Genomic DNA, 24,773 nt, shown 5'->3' with positions numbered 1-24,773 from the left:
CCCCTGCCTCACAGCACCCGTGCCGCTTCACGGCAACCCCTTCGCTTCTCGGCTCTTGTAGGAAACCCCAACAAACCCGCCCCCCAACCTTCGGCGACCTTGCCATTAGGCTGACCCCGTGAAGGTCCTCGTCATCGGCAGCGGCGCCCGCGAACACGCCCTGTGCCGCTCCCTGTCCCTCGATCCCGACGTCACCGCGCTGTACTGCGCCCCCGGCAACGCCGGCATCGCCGAGGTCGCCGAGCTGCACCCGGTCGACGCGCTCGACGGCAAGGCGGTCGCCGAGCTGGCCGTCGGCCTCGGTGCCGACCTGGTCGTCGTCGGCCCGGAGGCCCCGCTGGTCGCCGGCGTGGCCGACGCCGTCCGCGCGGCGGGCATCCCGGTGTTCGGCCCCTCGAAGGAGGCCGCGCAGCTGGAGGGCTCCAAGGCCTTCGCCAAGGACGTGATGGCGACGGCCGCGGTGCCGACCGCCCGCTCCTACGTCTGCGGCAGCGCCGAGGAGGTGGCCGAGGCCCTCGACGCCTTCGGCGCCCCCTACGTCGTCAAGGACGACGGCCTCGCCGCGGGCAAGGGTGTCGTCGTCACCGAGGACCTCGACGAGGCCAAGGCGCACGCCGCCGGCTGCGACCGGGTCGTCATCGAGGAGTTCCTCGACGGTCCCGAGGTCTCCCTCTTCGCGATCACCGACGGGGAGACGGTCGTACCGCTGCAGCCCGCCCAGGACTTCAAGCGCGCCCTGGACGGCGACGAGGGCCCGAACACCGGTGGCATGGGCGCGTACTCGCCGCTGCCGTGGGCCGAGCCGAAGCTGGTCGACGAGGTGCTGCAGACGGTCCTGCAGCCGACCGTCGACGAGCTGCGCCGGCGCGGCACCCCCTTCTCCGGTCTGCTCTACGCGGGCCTGGCGATCACGAGCCGCGGTGTCCGGGTGATCGAGTTCAACGCCCGCTTCGGCGACCCCGAGACCCAGGTCGTGCTGGCCCGGCTGAAGACCCCGCTGGCGGGTCTCCTGATGGCCGCGGCCACCGGCAACCTCGCCGATCTGCCGCCCCTGCGCTGGAGCGAGGACGCGGCCGTCACCGTCGTCGTCGCCTCGCACAACTACCCCGCCACCCCCCGCACCGGCGACCCGATCTCCGGTCTGGACGAGGTCGCGGCCGAGGACGCCCCGCACGCGTACGTGCTGCACGCCGGGACCAGGCGGGACGGCGAGGCCGTCGTCAGCGCGGGCGGACGTGTGCTGTCCGTCACCGCGACCGGCGCCGACCTGACCGAGGCGCGCGAGCGGGCGTACCGGGCGGTGGGCCGGATCCGGCTGGACGGCTCCCAGCACCGCACCGACATCGCCGCGCGGGCCGCGGCGCAGGCGGCAGGCGCCTGACCTGCCCTCCTCCCGACGCAGGCCCCGGATCCCCGATCCGGGGCCTGCGCCTTGCTGTCTGTCACCCACCTCTGACCAAAGCCATTCCATCGAGTGAGCCGATCGCCCATACGGCTGACGGGGGCCGGGGCCCCAACTAGGGTGCCGCGCAAGCGTTCCGGCACTTGGCCCACCGGCATTGCGATGTCAGTCGCGGGTGCCACAGTGGGGGAGTGAGCACCACCAGGACAGCACTGCATCGGCGGCAAGGGGGTGAGGTCGGCACGTGAGCGGAATCGGTGCGGAGGCGGGTGCGCAGGCCGCGCGCTCCCGGGCCCTCGCAGTACTGCGGGTCCGGGGCCGGGCGCTGGCCGTGGCCCTGCTGCCCGCGGCCGCCTCGGTGATCCTGCTGACGGGCGGTTCCACCGGCCACTTCGTCGGCCGGGGCTGGGACCTGGCCCGCTGGGTCGTGGGCGGGTTCGCGGTGCTGGTGCTGCTGGCCGCCGTGGGCATCTCCCTGGTCGTGGCCCGCTCCCGGCCCGCCATCAGCCCGACGGTGCCGATCCCCGAGGAGTCCGCCCCGGACCTGTACCGGATGGTGCGCGACCTCGCCGACCGTCTGGACGTGCCGATCCCCTCGGCCATAGCCGTCACCCCGGACTGCGACAGCTGGCTGGAGGACCGCACGCACTCGGCCCACGGCCCGCCCCCACGCCCCGCGTCCGACGAGCTGGCCGGCCCGGGCCGCCGTCGCGCGCCCGCCGCGCCGGTGCTCGTCATCGGCTCCCCGTTCCTGTGGTGGATGCGGGTCGGCGAGCTGCGCGCGGTCCTCGCCCCGGTCATCGCCGGTACGGGCCCTTCGGCGCACCCGGACATAGCCGCCGCCCGGCGCTTTGTGCGGGGCCTGGACGCGGCGGTCGCGGTCGCCGCGACACCGGGCCGCTGCCCGCTGACCCGCGGGGTCTGCGCGGCTCTCGGCTGGGTGGCCCGGCTGCTGCTGCGCGGCTGCCGGGAGCACGCGACGCAGATGGAGCGCGGGGTCGCCGCGGCGGCGGCCGAGCGCGCCCAGGCCGTGGACTACGGCCTGCGGATCGTCGCCCAGGAGCAGGTCGGCCTCGCCTACGCAGGCTGGGACCGGTTGCTGACCCGGGTCGCGGTGCCCGCCTGGCGCATGGGCCGCTGGCCCTCCGGGCTGGACGCGGGCGTGGTGTCGGCGCTCACCGAGCTGTCCCGGCGCGACCGCCTGGCCGAGGGCTTCACCTCACGGCTGGGTGAGCGCCCCGCCTGTGACCTGCTGGAGGAGCCCGGCGCGGTCGACGAGGCGGTCTCGCTGCTCGCCGCGCGTCTCTTCCACGGCGGCCCCGCGGAGTCCGGCCCGGACTGGGCCCCGGTGGACTGGCAGGCGTATCCGGAGGAGGTCGTGGACCGCACCTGGCGCGCCGACGCGGCCAGGCTGCACCGCGTCCTGGACTCCCTCGGCGTCCGTCCCTGCCTCGACCCTTCCGCCCCCGACCCCGGCGGCCCCACCCTGGCCCGAGTCCTGGACCACCTGACCGAGCCGGGCACGAACCCCGCGCAGCAGCACCCGCGAGCCGCCGACGGCGAGAACACCACACAGGGGGCATGCGCACCCGGCGACGAAAGCCGCCCGGGCGGTGCGAGCGGGAGCGACACCCCCACCGACGCCGAAGCCGGGGCGGACGCCTCCGGCGCTGAGGCGCCGCAGTCAAGCCGTGAGGCTGGGGCGGATGCCGTCCGCGCCGGGGCGCCGCAGGGGACCCGTGAGGCTGGGGCGGAAGCCGTCCGCGCTGAGGCGCCGCAGCCAACCCGCGAGGCTGGGGCGGAAGCCGTCCGTGCCGATGTGCCGCAGTCGACCCGTGAGGACGGGGCGGACGCCCTCTGCGCTGAGGCGCCGCAGTCAACCCGTGAGGCTGGGGCGGAAGCCGTCCGCGCTGAGGCATCGAAGTCAAGCCGTGAGGCCGGGGCGGAAGCCGTCCGTGCCGATGTGCCGCAGGCGATCCGTGAGGCCGGCGTTGAACCCGCCGACGACTACCCGCGCCCGGAGCGCAGTGCCGCCCTCGCCGCCGGCCTGAGCGCCGAGCTGGCCCGGGAGGAGGCCGGCGCGCCCGGGAGCGGGGCGACGGCAACCGGCCAGAGTCCCGAGAGCGCCCTGTGGGACGACGGCGGTCTGCCGCTCTTCCCGCTGCAGCCCCCGCGCACGGCCCGCGACCTGCTCACCGACCACGTCACGGCGATGGTGTGCTGCGCGGCCGTCGACACCGCCGACGCGGTCCCCGCCCTGGACTGGCTGGACGGCCCCTCCCTGCTGCTGGGCGGCGAGCGGGCGGCCGACCTCACGCCCCGGGTGCTCAGCCTGATCGAGGAGGGAGACCCGGGCCCGCTGCGCGACTGGCTGGCCGCGTCCGGGATACGCCCCGAGAAGCCGGTACGGCTGGTCTAACGGGAGCCCTGTCTTCCACTTCAGGTCAATTCGCAACGAGTAGTGACCGAGCCCGTGCGTTATGTGATGTGCTGGGAGCGACCACGCACCTGGCAAGGGCGTGCGACATACGACAGCACGGTCGAGGACTGCGCGACCACCGAGCACCGCGAGCACCACCGAGACAGGACGACACGGGGGCTGAGGGAGGGGAGCGACCATGGCCTCGGACCACATTCGACGCTGGGAGTCAGGAGCGCTCGCGCACGCCGTCACGGACCCCTTCGGTCAGGGCCCGGTGCCCTGGCTGCGCGGCAGTGAGACCTACTTCGACGACACCGGTCACGTCGTGCCCTGGTACGTCGACCCGAGCCCGCCACCGCTCGCCGGAGACCGGCGCCGGGTGCCCGCGCCGCGCTCGGCCGGCAGCGGGCCCCGCTCGGCCGACGACGTGCACCGGCAGATCAAGGGCTTCACCGCCACCGGCGCGGTCACGCCCGGCGAGGCGATCGACTTCCACATCACGGTCGACCCGCCCCAGGAGTTCGGCGTCGACATCTACCGGATCGGCCACTACGGCGGCGACGGCGCCGCGAAGATCACCACCAGCCCCCGCCTGTCCGGCATCGTCCAGCCCCCGCCGCTGGCCGCCGACCGCACGGTCTCCTGCCACCACTGGTGGCTGTCCTGGCGCCTCCAGGTACCCGCCCAGTGGCCCATCGGGGCCTATGTGGCCGTCCTCACCACCGCCGACGGCTACCGCTCCCACGTGCCCTTCACGGTCCGCGACGACCACCCCGCCGACCTGCTCCTGCTGCTGCCCGACATCACCTGGCAGGCGTACAACCTGTATCCGGAGGACGGCCGTACGGGCGCCAGCCTGTACCACGCGTGGGACGAGAAGGGCCGCCTCCTCGGCGAGGCCGACGCGGCCACCACGGTCTCCTTCGACCGTCCCTACGCGGGCGCCGGCCTGCCCCTGCACGTCGGCCACGCCTACGACTTCATCCGCTGGGCCGAGCGCTACGGCTACGACCTCGCCTACGCCGACGCCCGCGACCTGCACGCCGGCCGTGTCGACCCGGGCCGTTACCGGGGCCTGGTCTTCCCGGGGCACGACGAGTACTGGACGGTGCCGATGCGCCGGGCCGTCGAGCAGGCCCGCGACCGCGGCACCTCGCTGGTCTTCCTCTCCGCCAACACCATGTACTGGCAGGTGGAGTTGGGCCCCTCCCCCTCCGGTGTGCCGGACCGGCTGCTGACCTGCCGCAAGCGCAGGGGCCCGGGAAGGCCGGTGCTGTGGCGCGAGATCGACCGGCCCGAGCAGGAACTGGTCGGCATCCAGTACGCGGGCCGGGTGCCCGAGCCGCATCCCCTGATCGTCCGCAACGCCGGCCACTGGTTGTGGGAGGCGACCGGAGCGCACGAGGGCGACGAGATCGAGGGCCTGGTCGCCGGCGAGGCCGACCGTTACTTCCCGCGCACCCCGCTGCCCGCGCACGAGGAGCGCATCCTGCTCGCCCACTCCCCCTACACCGACAGCGAGGGCGCCCTGCGCCACCAGGAGACCTCCCTCTACCGCGCCCCGTCCGGTGCCTGGGTCTTCGCCTCGGGCACCTTCGCCTGGTCCCCGGCCCTGGACCGGCCCGGTCATGTGGACCCGCGCATCCAGCGGGCCACGGCGAACCTGCTGGACCGTATCTGCAAACGCGACTGACCCCGGCGCCCCCCAGCCGGCACCCACCACCGCCCCTGGCCGAAACCGATCGTCCCCATAAGGGAGAATCGAGGTCATTGGACAGAACCACGGGGAGGAACCGTGTCCGGATTCGTAGAAAAGCCCGAGCCGATCCAGGTTCCGGGCTTGGTGCACCTGCACACCGGAAAGGTGCGCGAGCTGTACCAGAACGAGGCGGGCGACCTCGTGATGGTCGCCAGCGACCGCATGTCCGCGTACGACTGGGTGCTGCCGACCGAGATCCCCGACAAGGGCCGGGTCCTCACCCAGCTCTCCCTGTGGTGGTTCGACCAGCTGCGCGACCTGGCCCCCAACCACGTGATCAGTACCGAGGTGCCCGAGGGCGCCCCCGCCGACTGGGCGGGCCGCACGCTGGTCTGCAAGTCCCTGAAGATGGTCCCGGTCGAGTGCGTGGCCCGCGGCTACCTCACCGGCTCCGGCCTGCTGGAGTACAACGAGTCGCGCACGGTTTGCGGCCTCGCCCTCCCCGAAGGCCTCGTCGACGGCTCCGAACTGCCCGGCCCGATCTTCACCCCGGCCACCAAGGCCGAGGTCGGCGAGCACGACGAGAACGTCTCCTACGAGCAGGTCGCCCGCCAGGTCGGCGCCGAGACCGCCGCCCAGCTGCGCCAGGCCACCCTCGCCGTGTACTCCCGCGCCCGGGACATCGCCCGGGACCGCGGGATCATCCTGGCGGACACCAAGTTCGAGTTCGGCTTCGACGGGGACACGCTCGTCCTCGCCGACGAGGTCCTCACCCCGGACTCCTCCCGCTTCTGGCCGGCCGACCGGTGGGAGCCGGGCCGGGCGCAGCCGTCGTACGACAAGCAGTTCGTCCGGGACTGGCTGACGTCCGCCGAGTCCGGCTGGGACCGCAGGAGCGAGCAGCCCCCGCCGGCGCTGCCCGAGGAGGTCGTCCGGGCGACCCGGCAGAAGTACGTGGAGGCGTACGAGCGGCTGACGGGCATGAGCTGGGCGTAACGCAAAAGGCCCCCGGGGAACCGGGGGCCTTGCTGGAGCGGACGACGAGGCTCGAACTCGCGACCTCAACCTTGGCAAGGTTGCGCTCTACCAACTGAGCTACGTCCGCGTTGCGCCGTGGCGCGAGAGCAACTATACCCAACCTCGCTCGCGTGCGAGACGCACCGCCGTATGACGGTTCTCGGCGCCGAGCTTCGTGACGGCCGAGGAGAGGTAGTTCCGCACGGTCCCCGGGGACAACGCGGCCCGCTCGGCGATCTCCGCGACCGGCGCCCCGTCGGCCGCCAGCTCCAGCACCTCGGCCTCCCGCGCGGTCAGCGGGGAGTCCCCGGCGGAGATCGCGTCGGCGGCCAATTCGGGGTCGACGTAACGGTTTCCGGCGTGCACGGTCCGGATGATCTCGGCGAGCCGCTGGGCGCTGACCGTCTTCGGGACGAACCCGCGCACACCTGCCGCGAGCGCCCGCTTCAGGTGGCCGGGCCGCCCATGACCGGTGACGATCAGTACCTGGCAGCCCGGCAGTTCGGTACGCAGGGATGTGGCGACCTTCACACCGTCGGCGCCCGGCATCTGCAGGTCGAGCACGGCGACATCGGGCTCATGGGCCCGCGCCATCGCGAGGGCCTCGGGCCCACTGGCCGCCTCCGCGACGACGAGGAGATCGTCCTCCAGCGACAGCAGCGCGGCCAGCGCGCCCCGGATCAGATGCTCGTCGTCGGCGAGCAGCAGCCGTACCGGAGAGCTCATGACGTGACTCCGCTCACTTCCTGCTTCAGGGGCACCTCGGCCACCACCCGGAACCGGCCGCCTGCGGCCACCCCCGCCTCCAACGTCCCGTCGACGGCCGCCAGTCGCTCCCGCAGCCCGGCGAGCCCGGAACCCCCACCCCCGTCGGGGGTTCCGGCCAGCCCGTCGTTCTCCACCGTCAGCACCACCGACCCCTCCAGCACCCGCAGGCACAGCGTGCAGCGCCCCGCGTCCGCGTGCCGCAGCACATTGGTGGTCGCCTCGCGCACCACCCAGCCGAGCGCGGACTGCACACCGGCGGGCAGCGCCGCCGGCGCCGCGCGGACCTCGCAGTCGATCCCGGCGGCCGCCAACACCCCCTGCGCACCCGCGAGTTCGACCCCGAGATCGGCCTCCCGGTAGCCCCGTACGACGGCCCGTACCTCCCGCTGGGACTCCTGCGCGACGCGCTGCACCTCGATCATCTGCTCCACGGCCTCCGGCCGCCCCCGTCGGGCCAGTTGCACGGCCAGCTCGCTCTTGAGCGAGATCACCGACAGGTTCCGCCCCAGTACGTCGTGCAGATCCCGCCCGAACCGCAGCCGCTCCTCGACGACGGCGAGCCGCGCCTCGACCTCGCGGGCGCGTTCGGCCTCCCACAGCACGGCCAGGGTCCAGGCGCCGCAGCGGCCGGCGAGCAGCGCGAAGACCGCCTGGAACGCGGTCACCACGGCGGTCCCGACCAGGCCGATGCCGTCGTGATCGGCGATCCCGACGGTCACCGTGAGCAGGACCGTGAGTACCGCCGACCGGCGCAGGAACACGCGGACCGGGACGGTGAGTCCGTAGAGCAGCGCGAACGGCAGCAGACAGCCGGAGAGCGCCATCCGGACCAGCATCGGGGTCCCGGCGTCCAGTGCGGCGATCGCCACGATCAGTCCCAGGGCCAGCCCCAGCAGGACGGCCGGTGCCCGCCGAGCTCCGGCCGGCAGCTGGGCGCGGCCCAGGTAGTGGTCGAGCACGGTCCTGGTGAGCCGGTTGGCGAGGACGCACTGCGCGACCGCCACGAGCGCGAGGAGGGTTCCGAGGACGGCCGCCACGGGCCGGTGGGCGAGCGCGCCGAGCAGCGGCAGCAGCACCCAGCAGGCCATGATGAACCAGACCGTGCCGTGCCAGGTGACGACGCTGAACAGCTCGACCCGCTCGGCCTTGCTGCGCTCCCCCCAGTGCCGCTGCTGCCACCGCCGTATGCGCCCCGTCATCCGCGCGTCCCCCGTCCCTCAGCGCCGCGGCTCCCACCGGAACCGCCGCTGTACAGCAAACACCGCCAGCAAGATCCAGGCCAACGCGATCGCGAGGGCGCCGAGCGTCTCGCCCGTGCCCAACTGGCCCGTCCAGCCGCCGCGGAAGAGCCGGATCGCCGGGGACAGCGGGAGTAGTTGGCAGACGGCTGCCAGTTTGTCGGGCAGGACCTCGGTCGGGACGGTGATCCCGGAGCCCGTCATCGACAGGACCATGAGCGGCAGCGCGGTGACCTGGCCGCTCTCCACGGTCCTGGTGAAGGACGCGGTGAGCGCGGCGAGCGCGGCACTGACCAGGTAACCGGCCACCAGCGCGGGCAGGAGCAGATACGGCGCCCGGGGCGCGCCGGTGTGCAGCAGGGCCGCGCACCCGGCGCACAGCACCAGTGCCTGGGCGAGCCCGATGGCGAGGGCGGGCAGGGCGGTGCCGGTGAGGATCTCGGCGTCGGAGAGTTCGCCGGTGCGCAGCCGTTTGAGGACGAGTTCCTCGCGGCGGGCGACATAGGTGTTGACCAGGGACGTGTACACCGCGAAGAGGAAGGAGAAGCCGATCGCGGCCGTCAGCAGGGTGCTGCCGACGGTCAGCCCCTGCTTCTTCAGGTCCAGCTGGTCGAGGGCCGGCCGCACACTGAAGGGCAGCAGCAGCGGCACGGCCAGCGCGGTGAACACGACCCCGCGGTTGCGGCCGAGCAGAGCGAGCTCCGCCCGCCCCAACGCCGCCAGCCGCCGCCGGGCCCCCGTCCGGCGACCACTGCCCGCCACGCGCCCGACACCCCGAACCCCACTGACCCCGAGTCCCTCAGTCCTCACTTCAGCCCTGCTCATCTCTCCAGTCCCGTTCATGCGGCCTCCTCCCGCTCCCGCGCGATCCCGAGGAACGCCTCCTCCAGTGAGGCGGAGCGCACGTCCAGGCCGGTCAGTTCGACACCGGCGCGCTCGGCCCAGGTCAGTACCGCGGTCGCGGTGCGCTGCAACCGGGTCGTGCGCAGCCGTACGACCCTGCCGTCGATGTCGTGCTCGCAGACACCGAGGTCGGCCAGGGGCGGCAGATCGCCGAGGAAGTAGCCCTCGGGCAGTTCGAAGGACATCCGGGAGGGCCGGCCGGCGGTGACCTCGGCCGGGGTTCCGGAGGCGGCGATCCGGCCCTCGTGCAGGATGGCGAGCCGGTCGGCGAGGCCCTGGGCCTCCTCCAGATAGTGCGTGGTGAGCAGCACGGTCGTGCCCGCGTCGCGCAGTGCGCGCACCAACTCCCAGGTGTCCCGGCGGCCTTCGGCGTCGAGCCCGGCCGTCGGCTCGTCGAGGAAGAGCACCTCGGGGTCGCCGAGCAGGGCGAGCCCGAGGTCCAGCCGTCTGCGTTCCCCGCCGGACAGCTGCTTGACCCGCACCGCGTGCTTGTCCGCGAGCCCCACCATCCCCAGCACTTCGCCCTCCGGCCGCGCCCCGCTGGTGCACCCCGCCCACATCCGGGCGGTCTCGGCGACGGTCAGCTCGGCCGGAAAGCCGCCTTCCTGCAGCATCACGCCGGTGCGGGGCCGTACGGCGGCCCGTTCGCGGTAGGGGTCGTGGCCGAGGACGCGGATCCGCCCGTCGGCCGGTGCGGCGAGGCCCTCCAGCAGTTCGACCGTCGATGTCTTGCCGGCGCCGTTGGTGCCGAGCAGGGCGAAGATCTCCCCGCGTGCCACCGAGAAGGTGATTCCGCGTACGGCCTCGAACCCGCCCCCGTAGACACGTTTGAGATCGGTGACCTCGATCACGCGCTCGTCGATAACCATGCGGCCAGCGTCCCGTCGGCCGGACCGGGTCGGCAGTGCGCGGTGTCATCGCTCGCCATGACAAATGTCAGTGAGCGGGAACGGGTGGGAGCGGACAACGAAGAGACCCCGGTCCAGTGGACCGGGGTCTCTTTCCCGAGCGGACGACGAGGCTCGAACTCGCGACCTCAACCTTGGCAAGGTTGCGCTCTACCAACTGAGCTACGTCCGCACTGCTCCCGACCGGCTCCCACCGATCGGTGCGAGCACCAGCCTACCTGATCCACAAGAGTGGTCGTGACCGGTGCCAGAGCGGGTGACAGGAATCGCACACTGCGCCTTCCCCCTGGAAGGGGGATGTTCTGCTACTGAACTACACCCGCACGGTCCTCGGGGTTCCGGCCTTTCGGTCTCGCCCCTCGGCGTGTCCCAGACATTAGCTGATCAACAGGGGGGTAGCGCAAGTCGGCTCCCCGCATGACCCGCCGCAGACCGCCGCCGGCCAAGTGCGCGGCCCTCAGGGTCCGCTGACGGACCCTGAGGACTGCCCCTTCGCGGGCTCATGAGGCCGGCCGCTCGCACGGCTGCCGGCGCGCCTCACTGCGCGGCGCTGAACGCCTCGTAGACCTTCTTGGGGATGCGTCCGCGGGCCGGGACGTCCATCTTGTTGGCCTGGGCCCAGGCGCGGACGGCCGCCGGGTCGGGGGCGACCTCCGTCTGCTTGTACGCCTTGCCGGACCGCGACCGCTTGCGGCCGGCCTCGACGTAGGGCGCGAGTGCCTTGCGCAGTTTCTTGGCGTTGGTTTCGTTCAGGTCGATCTCGTACGACTTGCCGTCGAGTCCGAAGGCGATCGTTTCCGCCGCTTCCGAGCCGTCGATGTCGTCAAAGAGCGTGACCACGACCTTTTGCGCCACGAATATCGGTCCCTTCGTGCGGCACGTCGATACAGCTCAACGGCGATGACGTGCCGAGTATCGGCTATTGCCAATTCATTTGTACAGTGCCCGGCAATGCAAAGTGAAGCCCGACTAAATCCGTCCGCGTGTCCGAAGACAATAGGTGAACGGGACGGACTGTGGAACTTTCCCAGAACTTTTCACGGAGGTACCGCTCCGACACCCGATCGTGATGCGCCTCACGTAGTTTCCTACAACTCTACTCGCGTAGAAATTTTGTGCGGGTAGTCTGAAGGAACCTGCTCAGCACCACACACCGGGAGTGCCAGTGGCACGCGTCGTAGTCGACGTCATGCTCAAGCCGGAGATCCTCGACCCCCAGGGCCAGGCGGTCCAGCGTGCGCTGCCGCGTCTGGGTTTCGAAGGGATCTCGGACGTCCGCCAGGGAAAGCGATTCGAACTGGAAGTTGACGGGCCGGTCGACGAGGCCGCGCTCGCCCGCATCCACGATCTTGCGGAATCCTTCCTCGCCAACACCGTGATCGAGGACTTCACCGTCAAGGTCGAAGAAGTCGCGGAGGCGGCCAAGTGACCGCTCGTATTGGCGTCGTCACTTTCCCGGGCAGCCTCGACGACCAGGATGCCCAGCGCGCGATCCGTCTCGCGGGCGCCGAACCGGTTGCCCTGTGGCACAAGGACAAGGACCTCAAGCAGGTCGACGCCGTGGTCCTGCCCGGCGGTTTCTCCTACGGCGACTATCTGCGCGCCGGTGCCATCTCCCGGTTCTCGCCGGTGATGGAGTCCGTGATCGAGCAGGCGAAGGCCGGCCTTCCGGTCCTCGGCATCTGCAACGGCTTCCAGATCCTCACCGAGGCCCACCTCCTCCCGGGCGGGATGCTCGGCAACGACCACCTCCACTTCATCTGCCGCGACCAGAAGCTGCGGGTGGAGAACGCGGAGACCGCCTGGACCGCCGACTACCGCGCGGGCCAGGAGATCCACATCCCGCTGAAGAACATGGACGGCCGGTACGTCGCCGACCGGTACACGCTGGACAAGCTGGAGGCCGAGGGCCGCGTGGCCTTCCGGTACCTCGACTTCAACCCGAACGGCTCGCTCAACGACATCGCCGGCATCACCAACGAGGCCGGCAACGTCGTCGGCCTGATGCCGCACCCCGAGCACGCCGTGGAGCCGCTGGTCGGTACGGGCCGTACCGACGGGCTCCCCTTCTTCACCTCGATCCTCAAGAAGCTGGTGGGCGCATGAGCCGGACGCCTCTGGACACGGTCGAGCACGCGGCCGCGACCCCCGACGTCGAGCTGCCCTGGGCCGAACTCGGCCTGAAGAAGGACGAGTACGAGCGCGTGGTCGAGATCCTCGGCCGCCGGCCCACTGGTGCCGAGCTCGCCATGTACTCCGTCATGTGGTCCGAGCACTGCTCGTACAAGTCCTCCAAGGTTCACCTCCGCCAGTTCGGCGAGAAGGCCCCGCAGAGCGACGCGCTGCTCGTCGGCATCGGCGAGAACGCGGGCGTGGTGGACGTCGGCCAGGGTTACGCCGTGACCTTCAAGGTCGAGTCGCACAACCACCCCTCCTACGTCGAGCCCTACCAGGGCGCGGCCACGGGTGTCGGCGGCATCGTCCGCGACATCATCGCGATGGGTGCCCGCCCGGTCGCCGTGGTGGACCCGCTGCGCTTCGGCGCCGCCGACCACCCCGACACCAAGCGCGTCCTGCCGGGCGTGGTCGCCGGCATCGGCGGCTACGGCAACTGCCTGGGTCTGCCCAACATCGGCGGCGAGGTCGTCTTCGACGCCTGCTACCAGGGCAACCCGCTGGTCAACGCCGGTGCCATCGGTGTGATGCGGCACGAGGACATCCACCTCGCCAAGGCCTCCGGCGCCGGCAACAAGGTCATCCTGTACGGCGCCCGGACCGGCGGTGACGGCATCGGTGGTGCCTCGATCCTCGCGTCCGAGACCTTCGACGACGCCAAGCCCTCCAAGCGGCCCGCCGTCCAGGTCGGCGACCCCTTCCAGGAGAAGCTCCTCATCGAGTGCACCCTGGAGGCCTTCCGGGAGAAGCTGGTCGTCGGTATCCAGGACCTGGGTGCCGCCGGTCTGTCGTGTGCCACCTCCGAGCTCGCCTCGAACGGCTCCGGCGGCATGCGCGTCACCCTGGACGACGTTCCGCTGCGCGACTCCACGCTCTCGCCCGAGGAGATCCTCATGAGCGAGTCGCAGGAACGCATGTGCGCGGTCGTGGAGCCGGAGAAGGTCGACCGCTTCCTGGAGATCTGCGCGAAGTGGGACGTCATCGCCACCGTCATCGGTGAGGTGACCGACGGCGACCGTCTGGAGATCTTCTGGCACGGCGGGAAGATCGTGGACGTCGACCCGCGCACGGTCGCCCACGAGGGCCCGACGTACGAGCGCCCGTACGCCCGCCCCGACTGGCAGGACGCCCTCCAGGCCGACGACGCGGGCAAGCTGCCGCGGCCGGCCACTTCCGAGGAGCTGAAGGACCAGGTCCGCAAGCTGGTCGGGTCCCCGAACCAGGCCTCCAAGAAGTGGATCACCCAGCAGTACGACCACCTCGTGCAGGGCAACACCGTCCTCGCGCAGCCGGAGGACTCCGGCATGATCCGCGTGGACGAGGAGACCGGCCTCGGTGTCGCCATCGCGACGGACGGCAACGGCCGCTACGCCAAGCTCGACCCGTACACGGGCGCGCAGCTGGCCCTGGCGGAGGCGTACCGCAACGTGGCCACCACCGGTGCCAAGCCGCTCGCGGTCTCCGACTGCCTGAACTTCGGCTCGCCCGAGGACCCGGCCGTGATGTGGCAGTTCGCGGAGGCCGTGCGCGGTCTGGCGGACGCCTGTCAGCAGCTGGGCACCCCGGTGACCGGCGGCAACGTCTCGCTCTACAACCAGACGGGCGAGGCGGCCATCCACCCGACCCCGGTGGTCGCGGTCCTCGGCGTCATCGACGACGTCGCGCGCCGCACCCCGGTCGCCTTCCAGGAGGAGGGCCAGCTGCTCTATCTCCTCGGCGACACGCGTGAGGAGTTCGGCGGCTCGGCCTGGTCCCAGGTGGTCCACGACCACCTCGGCGGTCTCCCCCCGCAGGTGGACCTGGAGCGCGAGCGGCTGCTGGCCGAGATCCTGATCTCCGCCTCCCGCGACGGCATGATCGACTCCGCGCACGACCTGTCCGACGGCGGCCTGGTGCAGGCGGTCGTGGAGTCCGCGCTGCTCGGCGGCAAGGGCGCCCGGCTGGTCGTACCGGACGGCCTGGACGCGTTCACCTTCCTGTTCTCCGAGTCGGCCGGCCGCGCCGTCGTCGCCGTGCCGCGCTCGGAGGAGGTCCGCTTCACCGACATGTGCGGTGCGCGGGGCCTGCCGGCCACCCGCATCGGTGTCGTGGACGGCGACTCCGTGGAGGTCCAGGGCGAGTTCGCGCTCGGCCTGGAGGAGCTGCGGAAGCTCCACGAGGAGACCATTCCGGCGCTGCTCGGCTGACCGGCCCGCGTCGACGGCGGCCTGCGCCACCCCCGCCGGGTGGCGCAGGCCGCCGTCGTGTCCGGGAGAGGGCCGGGTTCACAGTTCGCCGAACTGTTCGAGCAGCACGTCGACCGGCAGGTGGGCCGCGGCGGAGGCCGTGCCGTTGTGGAGGGTCCGTTCCGCCCAGATCACCTTGCCGCCCGCGGTGTACCGCGTGCCCCACCGCTGGGCGAACTGCGCGACGAGGAACAGGCCCCGGCCGCCCTCGTCCGTGGTCGCCGCCCGGCGCATGCGCGGGGAGGTGCTGCTGGCGTCCGAGACCTCGCACATCAGACAGCGCCCGTAGAGCAGCCGCACGGTGACCGGCGGGGCGCCGTACCGGATCGCGTTCGTGACCAGCTCGCTGAGGATCAGTTCCACGCTGTACGCGACCTCCCCCAGCCCCCACTCCTCCAGCTTCTCCCGGCAGCGCGCCCGCACCGAGGGCACCACGGCCGGGTCGGGCGGCACCTCCCACTCGGCCAGGCGGGAGCGCGGGAACAGCCGGGTGCGGGCCACCAGGAGCGCGATGTCGTCGCGGCGGTGCGCGGGTTTCAGGGCGTCGATCACCGTCTGGCACGTCTCGTCCGGAGTGCGCCCCGGAGCTGCGCCCAGCGCCCGGCGCAGTGCGTCCAGCCCGACGTCGAGGTCGCGGCCACGGTCCTCCACCAGGCCGTTGGTGTACAGCACCAGCTGTGCGCCCTCCGGCAGGTGCAACTCGGCCGTCTCGAAGGGATAGCCCCCCAGACCGAGCGGAGCCGAGACCGGCACCTCGGGACAGAGCACCTTCCCGTCCGGGCCGACCACCACCGGGACGGGGTGCCCCGCACGGGCCACGGTGCAGATCCCGCTCACCGAATCGTAGATCGCGTACAGGCAGGTCGCCCCGGTCACTCCCTCGCCCTCGCGGCCGTCGGGGTGGTCGTCGGCGAAGTCCTCGTCGTCCATGCGGACGACCAGGTCGTCCAGGTTGCCGAGCACCTCGTCCACCGGCAGGTCCAGCGAGGAGAAGTTGTGCACCGCGGTGCGCAGCCGCCCCATCGTCGCCGCCGCCTGCAGGCCGCGACCGACGACGTCGCCCATCGCCAGCGCCACCCGTGCGCCGGGCAGCGGGATGACGTCGAACCAGTCCCCGCCCACCCCTGCCTCGGCCGGCAGATACCGCCAGGCCACCTCCAGCGCGTCCTGCTCCGGCTGCCCCCGCGGCAGCAGACTGCGCTGCAGGGTCACGGCCGTCGCATGCTCCCGGGTGAACCTCCGGGCGTTGTCGATGGCCACGGCCGCCCGCGCGGTGAGCTCCTCCGCGAAGGACAGGTCCTCCGGCTCGAACACCGGGGACTTCTCGGTCCGGTAGAAGTTCGCCACGCCCAGCGACACGTCCCGCGCCCGCAGCGGCACGGTCACCAGGGACCGTATGCCCTGCTCCAGGGCCGTGCGCGTCCGCTCGGGATCCTGCTCCCGCCAGCCGGGCGCCCGCCGCAGGTCCGGCTCCAGCACACCGCTGCCCTGCCGCAGCGCCAGCATCTGCGGAGTCCCGGAGGACAGGGCGATGACATCGTTCAGCGGATAGACCGGCAACACGTCCTGCGCGCCGCCGATCGCCGTGCGCCGCAGCCGGTGCCAGCCTTCCGCCGTCGGCTCCCAGCCGTGCAGCACGGGTTCCAGCAGATCCACCGTGACGACGTCGGCGAACTGCGGCACCGCCGCCTCGGCCAGCTCCTGGGCCGTACGCCTCACGTCCAGCGTCGTCCCGACCCGCATGCCGGCCTCGTACAGCAGCTGCAAGCGCTCCCGCGCCACCTCGGCACGCCCCGACACCGCCGCCAGCTCCGTGGTGTCGCGCAGCGTCACGACGCAGCCGCTCGGGTCACCCGGGAAGGTGGGCCGCTTGTTCACCGCCAGCAGCCGGTCCCGCACCGGGCGCACCTCGTCGCTGACCGCGTCCGTCGACGTGAGCAGGCCGGCGATCGACTCCGGCAGCCCCAGTTCCCGCACCTTGGTGCCCGGTGCGTCCTCCGGCAGGTCCAGCAGCCGCCGCGCCTCGTCGTTGGCGAGCACCAGCCGCCCGTCGGCGTCGGTGATCAGCACTCCCTCCCGTACGGCGTGCAGGACCGCGTGGTGGTGGTTGTACATCCCCGCGAGCTCCGCCGGGGCCAGGCCGCCCGTCTGCCGCAGCAGCCGCCGGGACACCAGCGTGGTCCCCGTCCCGGCCACCACCAGGGCGACCAGGCCGGCGCCTACGGCCATCAGGAGCTCCGGCAGCCACAGACGTGCCACGTTCTTGACCGTGATGCCCGCGGAGACCAGGCCGACGATCGTGCCGTGCGCGTCGGTCACCGGTACCACCGCCTGGACGGCCGTCCCCTTGCCGGCCGGCAGGGGCGGTCCACCGGCCTGTTCGACGACGGTGCGGCCGTGCAGCGCCGGTTCGATGGTGCCGACGAACTTCTTCCCGATCTCCTGCGGGTAGGGATAGGTGTAGCGGATGCCCTGGGTGTTCATGACGACGACGAAGTCCACGCCGGCCCGCTTGCGCGCCTCCTCGGCCCGCGGTTGGAGCAGCGCCGTGGGGTGCCGGCTGCGCAGTGCCGGGGCCGTTCCGGGGGCGCTGGCGAACGACTGGGCCGCGATCACCGACGCCCGGCGGCCCTGCCGCAGGGCGTCGTCCGCCGCCTGCGTCACCAAGCCTGCCACCGCGGCGAGGACCAGCAGCAGCACGATCAGGACCTGGAGAAGGAACACCTGCCCGGCCGAGCTGCGCGGGTTGACCAGGCGAGGGAGCTGACGAGAGCGCTCGGGGAGCGCATCACGCGACGGTGTTCGAAATCGCCCGAAAGGCACCTCCACGTACCCTTCATAACACTTCCGGCGCCACCCGGCCGATCGGCGGGGGACCCCGCCCCCCGGCCGGCGCGCGAGCCTCGCGGACGGCTTGGCCCTGGACGAAAAGGGCCTGAAGAAGCCCCCGGTCAGGGCATAGGCTCACCGCCATGCCACCGGCCAAGAAGCGCGCCCGCAGCTACGACCCCGCCAGGACCCGAGCAGCCGTCCTCGCCCAGTTCGGCAACGTGCGGGAGGCGGTGGGAGGTCTCGGCCCCGAGCGGCTCGCGCTGCCCACACGGCTCGGCGAGTGGACCGTACGCGAGCTGGTCGTGCACATCGGCATGGCGCTCACCGCCGTCCACCGGGCGCTCGCCCTGCCCGAGCCGCCGAAGGCGGACGCCGCGCCGCTCGACTGGCCCTTCGCCACCGCGGCCAACTCCGCCGCCATCGACGAGTTCACCCGGAACCTCGCCGCCGAACAGGCCGATCCCGACGCCTTCCTCGCGGACGTCCAGCGGTCCCTGCGCGCCCTCCTCGACGAGCATCCCGGCAGCCGGGTCCTCGCGACGAGTGCCGGTGCGATGTCGATCGACGACTACCTCGTCACCCGCGCCGTCGAACTCGTCGTCCACACCGACGACCTCAACGCCGCCGTCCCCGGCCTGGACGTGCCGTACGACCGCCAGGCCCTGGCCGCCGCCACCCGGCTGCTCGCCGACGCCCTCGCCCTGAAGGCGCCCGGCGGCTCCACCGAGGTGCGCGTCCCGCCGTACGCCGTGGTGCAGTGCGTCGAGGGGCCCCGGCACACCCGGGGCACCCCGCCCAACGTCGTGGAGACCGACCCGCTGACCTGGATCCGGCTCGCCACCGGCCGGGTGACCTGGAAGGACGCGGTCGAGGAGGCCAAGGTGAGCGCCAGCGGGGAGCGCGCGGACCTCGGGGGGCTGCTGCCGCTGATGTCGTAGGCGCCGGTGGCGGAACCGGTCGTACCGTCGCACCGTCGAACCCACATGAACCGGTACAAGCACCGCATGATCCTCACGCCGGCGGCGGCCACGCTCGTCGCCCTCACGGTGGCGTGCGGCAACGGGAGGGCGGACAGTGGGGCGGTGACCGTCCCACAGCCCGTGACCGGCATCGACTGGCGCGTCGACAGTCTCACCGTCGGCGCCACGACCCGGCACGCGCCCGCCGCGGCCCGCCTGCGCATCGACGAGGACGGCAAGGCGGCCGGCAACCTCGGCTGCAACCAGTTCAGCGCCCGCGCCACGGTCCACGGCGACCGGATCACCTTCGGCGACCTGCGCACCACCCGGATGGCCTGCGCGCCGGAGCGGATGGCCTTCGAACGGGCCCTGTCCCGCGCCCTGACCACCGGCACGCTCGTCGCCAAGAGCGAGGACGACAGGCTGACGCTCACCGACGGCGACGGCGACCGCATCCACCTCAGCCGCAACCCGGCCGAATGATGTGCGACACCTCACTCACGCACACGGCAAACGGACCCGCGATCGCCGCACGGTGGGTTCCCGGCGATCGCCCGAACGTCACAGATTCCGCGCTGACCAGCGAAAACGCGGAAACCGACAAGGTGATCGGCGGGCCGTGACCTGTCAGGGGCACGTATCCCCAATTCGGACCAGTGGTCGACCTCGCCTACACTCGGTGGCGTGCCACGTGGTGACGGTCGACTCAATCACGATCTGCTTCCCGGCGAGAAAGGCCCCCAGGACGCTTGCGGCGTCTTCGGTGTCTGGGCTCCGGGTGAAGAGGTCGCAAAGCTCACGTACTTCGGGCTCTACGCCCTCCAGCACCGGGGTCAGGAATCCGCGGGAATCGCGGTCAGCAACGGCTCCCAGATCCTCGTCTTCAAGGACATGGGCCTGGTCTCCCAGGTCTTCGACGAGACCTCGCTCGGTTCGCTCCAGGGTCATATCGCGGTCGGACACGCCCGCTACTCGACCACCGGCGCCTCCGTGTGGGAGAACGCCCAGCCGACGTTCCGCGCCACCGCGCACGGCTCGATCGCGCTCGGCCACAACGGCAACCTGGTCAACACGGCCCAGCTCGCCGAGATGGTCGCCGAACTGCCGAACGACAACCACAGCCGCTCCACCCGGGTCGCGGCCACCAACGACACCGACCTGCTGACGGCCCTGCTCGCCGCCCAGGTCGACGAGGACGGCAAGCCGCTCACCATCGAGGAGGCCGCCCACCAGGTCCTCCCGAAGGTGCGGGGCGCCTTCTCGCTCGTCTTCATGGACGAGCACACCCTCTACGCCGCCCGTGACCCGCAGGGCATCCGCCCGCTGGTCCTCGGCCGGCTGGAGCGCGGCTGGGTGGTCGCCTCCGAGTCCGCCGCCCTGGACATCTGCGGTGCCAGCTTCGTCCGCGAGATCGAGCCGGGCGAGTTCGTCGCCATCGACGAGAACGGCCTGCGCAGCTCCCGGTTCGCAGAAGCGAAGCCCAAGGGCTGTGTCTTCGAGTACGTGTACCTGGCCCGCCCGGACACCGACATCGCCGGCCGGAACGTGTACCTCTCCCGGGTGGAGATGGGCCGTCGGCTCGCCAAGGAGGCCCCGGTCGAGGCCGACCTGGTCATAGCGACCCCGGAGTCCGGCACCCCGGCCGCCATCGGCTACGCGGAGGCCTCCGGCATCCCCTTCGGCGCGGGTCTCGTGAAGAACGCCTACGTCGGGCGGACCTTCATCCAGCCCTCGCAGACCATCCGCCAGCTGGGCATCCGCCTGAAGCTGAACCCGCTGAAGGAAGTCATCAAGGGCAAGCGCCTGGTCGTCGTCGACGACTCGATCGTGCGCGGCAACACCCAGCGGGCCCTGGTCCGCATGCTCCGCGAGGCGGGCGCCGCCGAGGTCCACATCCGGATCTCCTCCCCGCCCGTGAAGTGGCCCTGCTTCTTCGGCATCGACTTCGCCACGCGTGCGGAGCTCATCGCCAACGGCATGACCATCGAGGAGATCGGCACCAGCCTCGGCGCCGACTCCCTCGCCTACATCTCCATCGACGGCATGATCGAGGCGACGACGATCGCCAAGCCGAACCTGTGCCGCGCCTGCTTCGACGGCGAGTACCCGATGGAGCTGCCGGACCCCGAGCTGCTCGGCAAGCAGCTCCTGGAGACCGAGCTGGCGGCCGGTCCCGCCGCCACGGCCGCGGCCGACGCGATCCGTCGCCCGTAACACCCTGCAGTACGACACGAAAGCTCTCACAGTCATGTCTGAGACAACTGGTGCCAGCTACGCAGCGGCGGGCGTCGACATCGAGGCGGGCGACCGCGCGGTCGAGCTGATGAAGGAGTGGGTGAAGAAGACCCAGCGCCCCGAGGTCCTCGGCGGCCTCGGCGGCTTCGCCGGCCTCTTCGACGCCTCCGCCCTCAAGCGCTACGAGCGTCCCCTCCTCGCCTCCGCCACCGACGGCGTGGGCACGAAGGTCGACATCGCGCGCCGCATGGGCGTCTACGACACCATCGGCCACGACCTGGTCGCCATGGTGATGGACGACATCGTCGTGTGCGGCGCCGAGCCGCTGTTCATGACGGACTACATCTGCGTCGGCAAGGTCCACCCCGAGCGCGTCGCCGCCATCGTGAAGGGCATCGCCGAGGGCTGTGTGCTCGCCGGCTGCGCCCTGGTGGGCGGTGAGACGGCCGAGCACCCGGGCCTGCTGGGCGAGGACGACTTCGACGTCGCCGGGGCCGGTACGGGCGTCGTGGAGGCCGACCGCCTGCTCGGCGCGGATCGCATCCGTACGGGCGACGCGGTGATCGCCATGGCGTCCTCCGGGCTTCACTCGAACGGGTACTCCCTGGTCCGCCACGTCCTGCTGAACACGGCCGGGCTGTCCCTGGAGTCCGAGGTCGCCGAGTTCGGCCGCAGCCTCGGCGAGGAGCTGCTGGAGCCCACGAAGATCTACTCGCTGGACTGCCTGGCGCTGACCCGCACCACGGACGTGCACGCGTTCTCGCACATCACCGGCGGCGGTCTCGCGGCCAACCTGGCCCGAGTGATCCCCGACGCCCTGCACGCCACGGTCGACCGCTCCACCTGGACCCCGGGCGCGATCTTCGACCTGGTCGGCAGGACCGGGAACGTCGAGCGCCTGGAGCTGGAGAAGACCCTCAACATGGGCGTCGGCATGATGGCGATCGTCCCCGCGGAGTCCACCGAGGTGGCCCTCGCGACCCTGGCCGACCGCGGCGTCGAGGCATGGGTGGCCGGCGAGATCACCGAGCGCGGCTCCAAGGAGACGGGCGCCGAGCTGGTCGGGACGTATTCAAGCTGAGGGCGCCGCGGCCGGATTCCACGGCCGGTGACCGTGCGGACAGCACAGAAACCGGTCGGTGGCTGTGCCACCGACCGGACTGGTCACTGCAAGGTCAAGCGCCGCGACGGTGCTGTTGGTGAGGATCGTCCTCGTCCTCGTCCTCGTCGTCCTCGTAGAGGTCGGCGTAACGAGAGTAGAGATCGTCCTCGTCGTTCTCATCGTCCTCGAACGGCTCGCCGTTCGGCGGCTGGCTCGAAGTCGATGCGCCCAGTTCACTGGCCAGACGTGACAGGTCAGTCCCACCGCTGTTGTACTTCAGCTGGCGGGCGACCTTTGTCTGCTTGGCCTTGGCCCGGCCGCGCCCCATGGCTCGACCCCCTCGGTGACGGGGCTCGACGGCCCCAGAGTCTGACACGCGTTCATGATCCGGAACGGACCCTCCGTAGAGAGGCCGGTCCGTAGGGCTTCCACGGTACCTGAGCCCGCGCCCATACGGTACGTCGCCCGCAGCACGCGCGTGTGCCCAGGACCTTCGAGGCGCCCCGTCCTCGCTGGTCAGTGGCGATTTTAACCACTTATCGGGGAACGACCCGCCGGTGGAAGTGAGAGTTCTCTCCAAGTTCCCGCCGACGGGTACCGCTCACCTGTGCGACCGGGTCACAGCGCGGCGTGTCCGGCGCGCGCCTCGGCCATCCGCTGCTCGGCGATCCGGTCGGCCGCAGCGGCCGGCGGAATCCCGTCTTCCTTCGCACGTGCGAATATGGCCAGCGTGGTGTCGAAGATCTTCGCCGCCTTCGCCTTGCACCGGTCGAAGTCGAACCCGTGCAGCTCGTCGGCCACCTGGATGACGCCGCCGGCGTTCACCACGTAGTCCGGCGCGTAGAGGATGCCGCGGTCGGCGAGGTCCTTCTCCACCCCCGGGTGCGCGAGCTGGTTGTTGGCCGCGCCGCACACCACCCTGGCGGTGAGCACCGGGACGGAGTCGTCGTTCAGGGCGCCGCCGAGCGCGCAGGGGGCGTAGATGTCGAGTCCCTCGACCCGGATCAGCTCCTCGGTGTCGGCGACCGCCGTCACGCCCTGGGGGTACTGCTCGAGGATCCGCTGGACGGCGTCCATGCGCACGTCCGTGACCACGACCTCGGCGCCCTCGTCCCGCAGGTGCTTGACCAGGTGGTGGCCGACCTTGCCGACGCCGGCGATGCCGACCTTGCGGCCGCGCAGCGAGGGGTCGCCCCACAGGTGCTGGGCGGAGGCGCGCATGCCCTGGTAGACGCCGAAGGCGGTGAGCACGGAGGAGTCGCCGGCGCCGCCGTTCTCGGGGGAGCGGCCGGTGGTCCAGCGGCACTCACGGGCCACGACGTCCATGTCGGCCACGTACGTGCCGACGTCGCAGGCGGTGACGTAGCGGCCGCCGAGCGAGGCGACCATGCGCCCGTAGGCGAGGAGGAGCTCCTCGGTCTTGTCGCGCTCCGGGTCGCCGATGATCACGGCCTTGCCGCCGCCGTGGTCGAGACCGGCCATGGCGTTCTTGTACGACATCCCGCGCGCGAGGTTGAGGGCGTCGGCGACGGCCTCGGCCTCGGTCGCGTACGGATAGAAGCGCGTGCCGCCGAGGGCCGGGCCCAGGGCGGTGGAGTGGATGGCGATCACGGCCTTGAGGCCGCTGGCGCGGTCCTGGCAGAGCACGACCTGCTCATGGCCTCCCTGGTCCGAGTGGAACAGGGTGTGCAGAACATCAGCAGGCGCGCCGGTTACGTCGGTCACTGTGGTGACTCCTGTGTACATAGCGGCGAGTGGGGTCGGACCCCGTGCGGGTGGCGGGGTGCCTGGCATGAGCGTAGAGCCTCGGCACGACCACCATCCGCGCAGTGTTCAGGATCACCCTCCCGGGGCGTTCGCGCACGCATGACCGTGGCACGATTTGCAGTGTTTCGAGCCGGGTCCGTTGGGGAGGGAGCAGGCGTGCCGAAGGTGTCCTCCGTGGTCGTCCCCTATGCCGCGTACCTGCGCGTGTACGAGCCGCTGGGCGCCTTCCCCGAGCCGGAGCGCAGCCACTGGGCACGCTACGCCCGCCGCCCCGACCGGCCCTCGTACCAGGACGAACTGCGCCGTTCCCTCGCCGACTTGCTGCCCACCCCGCCGGTCGCGGTGCCGGTGCACGAGAGCAGCGACGCCTTCGTGCTGGAGGTGGACGGCGTGGTCTGCGTGTGTCCCTGGCGGACCCGGCTGCGCGGCTGGCAGGCGCTGGGTGAGCTCGCCGAGGAGCTGCCGGCGCCGGTCCTGGACGCGGTGCTGCCCCCGGTCGTACGCCGCCAGGCCGCCCAGGACTACGAGCGCTGGCTCGCCCGCAACCCGGACGCCCGCCCGTGGATCCGTACAGCGACCTGGCAGGTGCCGCTGAACTGGTTCGTGCTGGTCTCCGACGAGGAGCGGCGGTACGACAAGGGCACCGCGGACGTGCCGCCGCTGCTGCGCTACCGCACGCCCATGGTGCAGGCCAGGCGGCGGGTGGCGCGGGCCCTGCGCACCCTGCGGAACACCGTCGAGGAGAGCCCGCTGATCGACGGCCTGGTGGACGTCGGCCGCTGGCTGGAGGAGTTCCATCCGCGCGCGCTGGTGGAGCTGGACTACGGCGGACTGGTGCATGTGCTGCCGGCCGGCGAGCTGGAGGACGACCACTCGGCGGCGGACGTGGCCGAGGGCATCGAGGCGCTGCGCCGGGGCGACGGGGAGGCGGCCGGGGAGGCCTATGTGCGTCTCGTGGAGCGCTGGCGTGCGGTGCGGGACCGGCGCTCGGCGAACTGAAGTTCCTGAAACGCCGCAAGAGTGACGTACGTCACGGCTCGAACGGCGGCGAACAGCGTACGGTCTAGGCCACTTGACCATGTGACGGGATGTTGGTCCCGATCTGGACTTTTGTCTCAAGG

The 24,773-nt window shown here is 71.8% G+C and carries 20 protein-coding genes and 3 tRNA genes; 12 read left to right on the top strand and 11 right to left on the bottom strand.

Annotated features, from left to right (window positions below; genetic code table 11):
• The first annotated feature begins 118 nt into the window (after window positions 1-118).
• The 4 genes from purD to AB0D93_RS00320 all read left to right on the top strand — a co-directional run bounded on the left by purD (window position 119) and on the right by AB0D93_RS00320 (window position 6,519).
• Window positions 119-1,381, top strand: coding sequence for a phosphoribosylamine--glycine ligase (purD, locus tag AB0D93_RS00335; RefSeq protein ID WP_362110397.1), 1,263 nt, complete (start codon window positions 119-121; stop codon window positions 1,379-1,381).
• A gap of 265 nt (window positions 1,382-1,646) precedes the next feature.
• The gene (locus AB0D93_RS00330) at window positions 1,647-3,821 is read left to right on the top strand and encodes a hypothetical protein (protein ID WP_362110394.1); all 2,175 of its coding nucleotides are present in this window, start codon (window positions 1,647-1,649) and stop codon (window positions 3,819-3,821) included.
• Window positions 3,822-4,020: 199 nt separating this feature from the next.
• Entirely contained in the window at window positions 4,021-5,517 is a 1,497-nt protein-coding gene (locus AB0D93_RS00325) for a N,N-dimethylformamidase beta subunit family domain-containing protein (protein ID WP_362110391.1), read from the top strand.
• Between the two features lie 102 nt (window positions 5,518-5,619).
• Complete coding sequence (locus tag AB0D93_RS00320; RefSeq protein WP_362110388.1) at window positions 5,620-6,519, top strand: phosphoribosylaminoimidazolesuccinocarboxamide synthase; 900 nt, start codon at window positions 5,620-5,622, stop codon at window positions 6,517-6,519.
• 33 nt (window positions 6,520-6,552) lie between these two features.
• Here AB0D93_RS00320 and AB0D93_RS00315 read toward each other — a convergent pair.
• The 8 genes from AB0D93_RS00315 to AB0D93_RS00280 all read right to left on the bottom strand — a co-directional run bounded on the left by AB0D93_RS00315 (window position 6,553) and on the right by AB0D93_RS00280 (window position 11,212).
• A tRNA-Gly gene (locus AB0D93_RS00315) sits at window positions 6,553-6,628 on the bottom strand.
• Window positions 6,629-6,651: 23 nt separating this feature from the next.
• Window positions 6,652-7,266, bottom strand: coding sequence for a response regulator transcription factor (locus AB0D93_RS00310; protein WP_362110385.1), 615 nt, complete (start codon window positions 7,264-7,266; stop codon window positions 6,652-6,654).
• Window positions 7,263-8,507 carry a histidine kinase gene (locus tag AB0D93_RS00305; RefSeq protein ID WP_362110382.1) on the bottom strand — a complete coding sequence of 415 codons (1,245 nt, stop codon included), beginning with the start codon at window positions 8,505-8,507 and terminating at the stop codon, window positions 7,263-7,265. The genes AB0D93_RS00310 and AB0D93_RS00305 overlap by 4 nt, the downstream gene beginning before the upstream one ends.
• A gap of 18 nt (window positions 8,508-8,525) precedes the next feature.
• Complete coding sequence (locus tag AB0D93_RS00300) at window positions 8,526-9,308, bottom strand: ABC transporter permease (RefSeq protein WP_362110379.1); 783 nt, start codon at window positions 9,306-9,308, stop codon at window positions 8,526-8,528.
• Between the two features lie 77 nt (window positions 9,309-9,385).
• A complete protein-coding gene (locus AB0D93_RS00295; RefSeq protein ID WP_362110376.1) occupies window positions 9,386-10,318 on the bottom strand; it encodes an ABC transporter ATP-binding protein in 933 nt (310 codons plus the stop codon).
• A gap of 138 nt (window positions 10,319-10,456) precedes the next feature.
• Window positions 10,457-10,529, bottom strand: a tRNA-Gly gene (locus AB0D93_RS00290).
• Window positions 10,530-10,608: 79 nt separating this feature from the next.
• A tRNA-Gly gene (locus AB0D93_RS00285) sits at window positions 10,609-10,680 on the bottom strand.
• Between the two features lie 214 nt (window positions 10,681-10,894).
• A complete protein-coding gene (locus tag AB0D93_RS00280; RefSeq protein ID WP_031164632.1) occupies window positions 10,895-11,212 on the bottom strand; it encodes an Lsr2 family protein in 318 nt (105 codons plus the stop codon).
• Between the two features lie 310 nt (window positions 11,213-11,522).
• Between AB0D93_RS00280 and purS the strand changes: the two genes are divergently transcribed.
• The 3 genes from purS to purL are packed head-to-tail and all read left to right on the top strand — an operon-like array spanning window position 11,523 to window position 14,718.
• The gene (gene purS, locus AB0D93_RS00275) at window positions 11,523-11,786 is read left to right on the top strand and encodes a phosphoribosylformylglycinamidine synthase subunit PurS (RefSeq protein ID WP_015659417.1); all 264 of its coding nucleotides are present in this window, start codon (window positions 11,523-11,525) and stop codon (window positions 11,784-11,786) included.
• Window positions 11,783-12,463 (top strand): phosphoribosylformylglycinamidine synthase subunit PurQ, encoded by a 681-nt coding sequence (gene purQ, locus AB0D93_RS00270; protein WP_362110373.1) that lies wholly within the window; start codon window positions 11,783-11,785, stop codon window positions 12,461-12,463. Before purS ends, purQ begins: the two co-directional genes overlap by 4 nt.
• Complete coding sequence (purL, locus tag AB0D93_RS00265) at window positions 12,460-14,718, top strand: phosphoribosylformylglycinamidine synthase subunit PurL (protein ID WP_362110370.1); 2,259 nt, start codon at window positions 12,460-12,462, stop codon at window positions 14,716-14,718. Before purQ ends, purL begins: the two co-directional genes overlap by 4 nt.
• Window positions 14,719-14,796: 78 nt before the next feature.
• Here purL and AB0D93_RS00260 read toward each other — a convergent pair whose 3' ends face one another.
• Complete coding sequence (locus AB0D93_RS00260; protein WP_362110367.1) at window positions 14,797-17,481, bottom strand: SpoIIE family protein phosphatase; 2,685 nt, start codon at window positions 17,479-17,481, stop codon at window positions 14,797-14,799.
• A gap of 248 nt (window positions 17,482-17,729) precedes the next feature.
• On the opposite strand from AB0D93_RS00260, the gene AB0D93_RS00255 reads away from it, so the two are divergent.
• The 4 genes from AB0D93_RS00255 (at window position 17,730) to purM (ending at window position 21,864) form a co-directional block, all read left to right on the top strand.
• Window positions 17,730-18,527 carry a sterol carrier family protein gene (locus AB0D93_RS00255; RefSeq protein WP_362110364.1) on the top strand — a complete coding sequence of 266 codons (798 nt, stop codon included), beginning with the start codon at window positions 17,730-17,732 and terminating at the stop codon, window positions 18,525-18,527.
• A gap of 45 nt (window positions 18,528-18,572) precedes the next feature.
• Window positions 18,573-19,031: an META domain-containing protein gene (locus AB0D93_RS00250; protein ID WP_362110361.1), complete on the top strand. Its 459-nt coding sequence runs from the start codon at window positions 18,573-18,575 to the stop codon at window positions 19,029-19,031.
• A 201-nt stretch (window positions 19,032-19,232) separates the two neighbouring features.
• Window positions 19,233-20,762: an amidophosphoribosyltransferase gene (gene purF / locus AB0D93_RS00245; RefSeq protein ID WP_362110358.1), complete on the top strand. Its 1,530-nt coding sequence runs from the start codon at window positions 19,233-19,235 to the stop codon at window positions 20,760-20,762.
• Between the two features lie 34 nt (window positions 20,763-20,796).
• Window positions 20,797-21,864 carry a phosphoribosylformylglycinamidine cyclo-ligase gene (gene purM, locus AB0D93_RS00240; protein WP_362110355.1) on the top strand — a complete coding sequence of 356 codons (1,068 nt, stop codon included), beginning with the start codon at window positions 20,797-20,799 and terminating at the stop codon, window positions 21,862-21,864.
• Window positions 21,865-21,958: 94 nt separating this feature from the next.
• Here the strand turns inward: purM and AB0D93_RS00235 are convergent, their stop codons facing one another.
• Window positions 21,959-22,213, bottom strand: coding sequence for a DUF3073 domain-containing protein (locus AB0D93_RS00235; protein WP_362110352.1), 255 nt, complete (start codon window positions 22,211-22,213; stop codon window positions 21,959-21,961).
• 290 nt (window positions 22,214-22,503) lie between these two features.
• Entirely contained in the window at window positions 22,504-23,610 is a 1,107-nt protein-coding gene (locus AB0D93_RS00230; RefSeq protein ID WP_362110349.1) for a Glu/Leu/Phe/Val dehydrogenase dimerization domain-containing protein, read from the bottom strand.
• Window positions 23,611-23,808: 198 nt separating this feature from the next.
• On the opposite strand from AB0D93_RS00230, the gene AB0D93_RS00225 reads away from it, so the two are divergent.
• Window positions 23,809-24,651 (top strand): hypothetical protein, encoded by an 843-nt coding sequence (locus AB0D93_RS00225; protein ID WP_362110346.1) that lies wholly within the window; start codon window positions 23,809-23,811, stop codon window positions 24,649-24,651.
• Window positions 24,652-24,773: the final 122 nt, after the last annotated feature.

Source organism: Streptomyces sp. NPDC048191 (assembly GCF_040652655.1).
Classification (GTDB): domain Bacteria; phylum Actinomycetota; class Actinomycetes; order Streptomycetales; family Streptomycetaceae; genus Streptomyces.
This window is presented reverse-complemented; position numbering and strand designations above follow the sequence as displayed.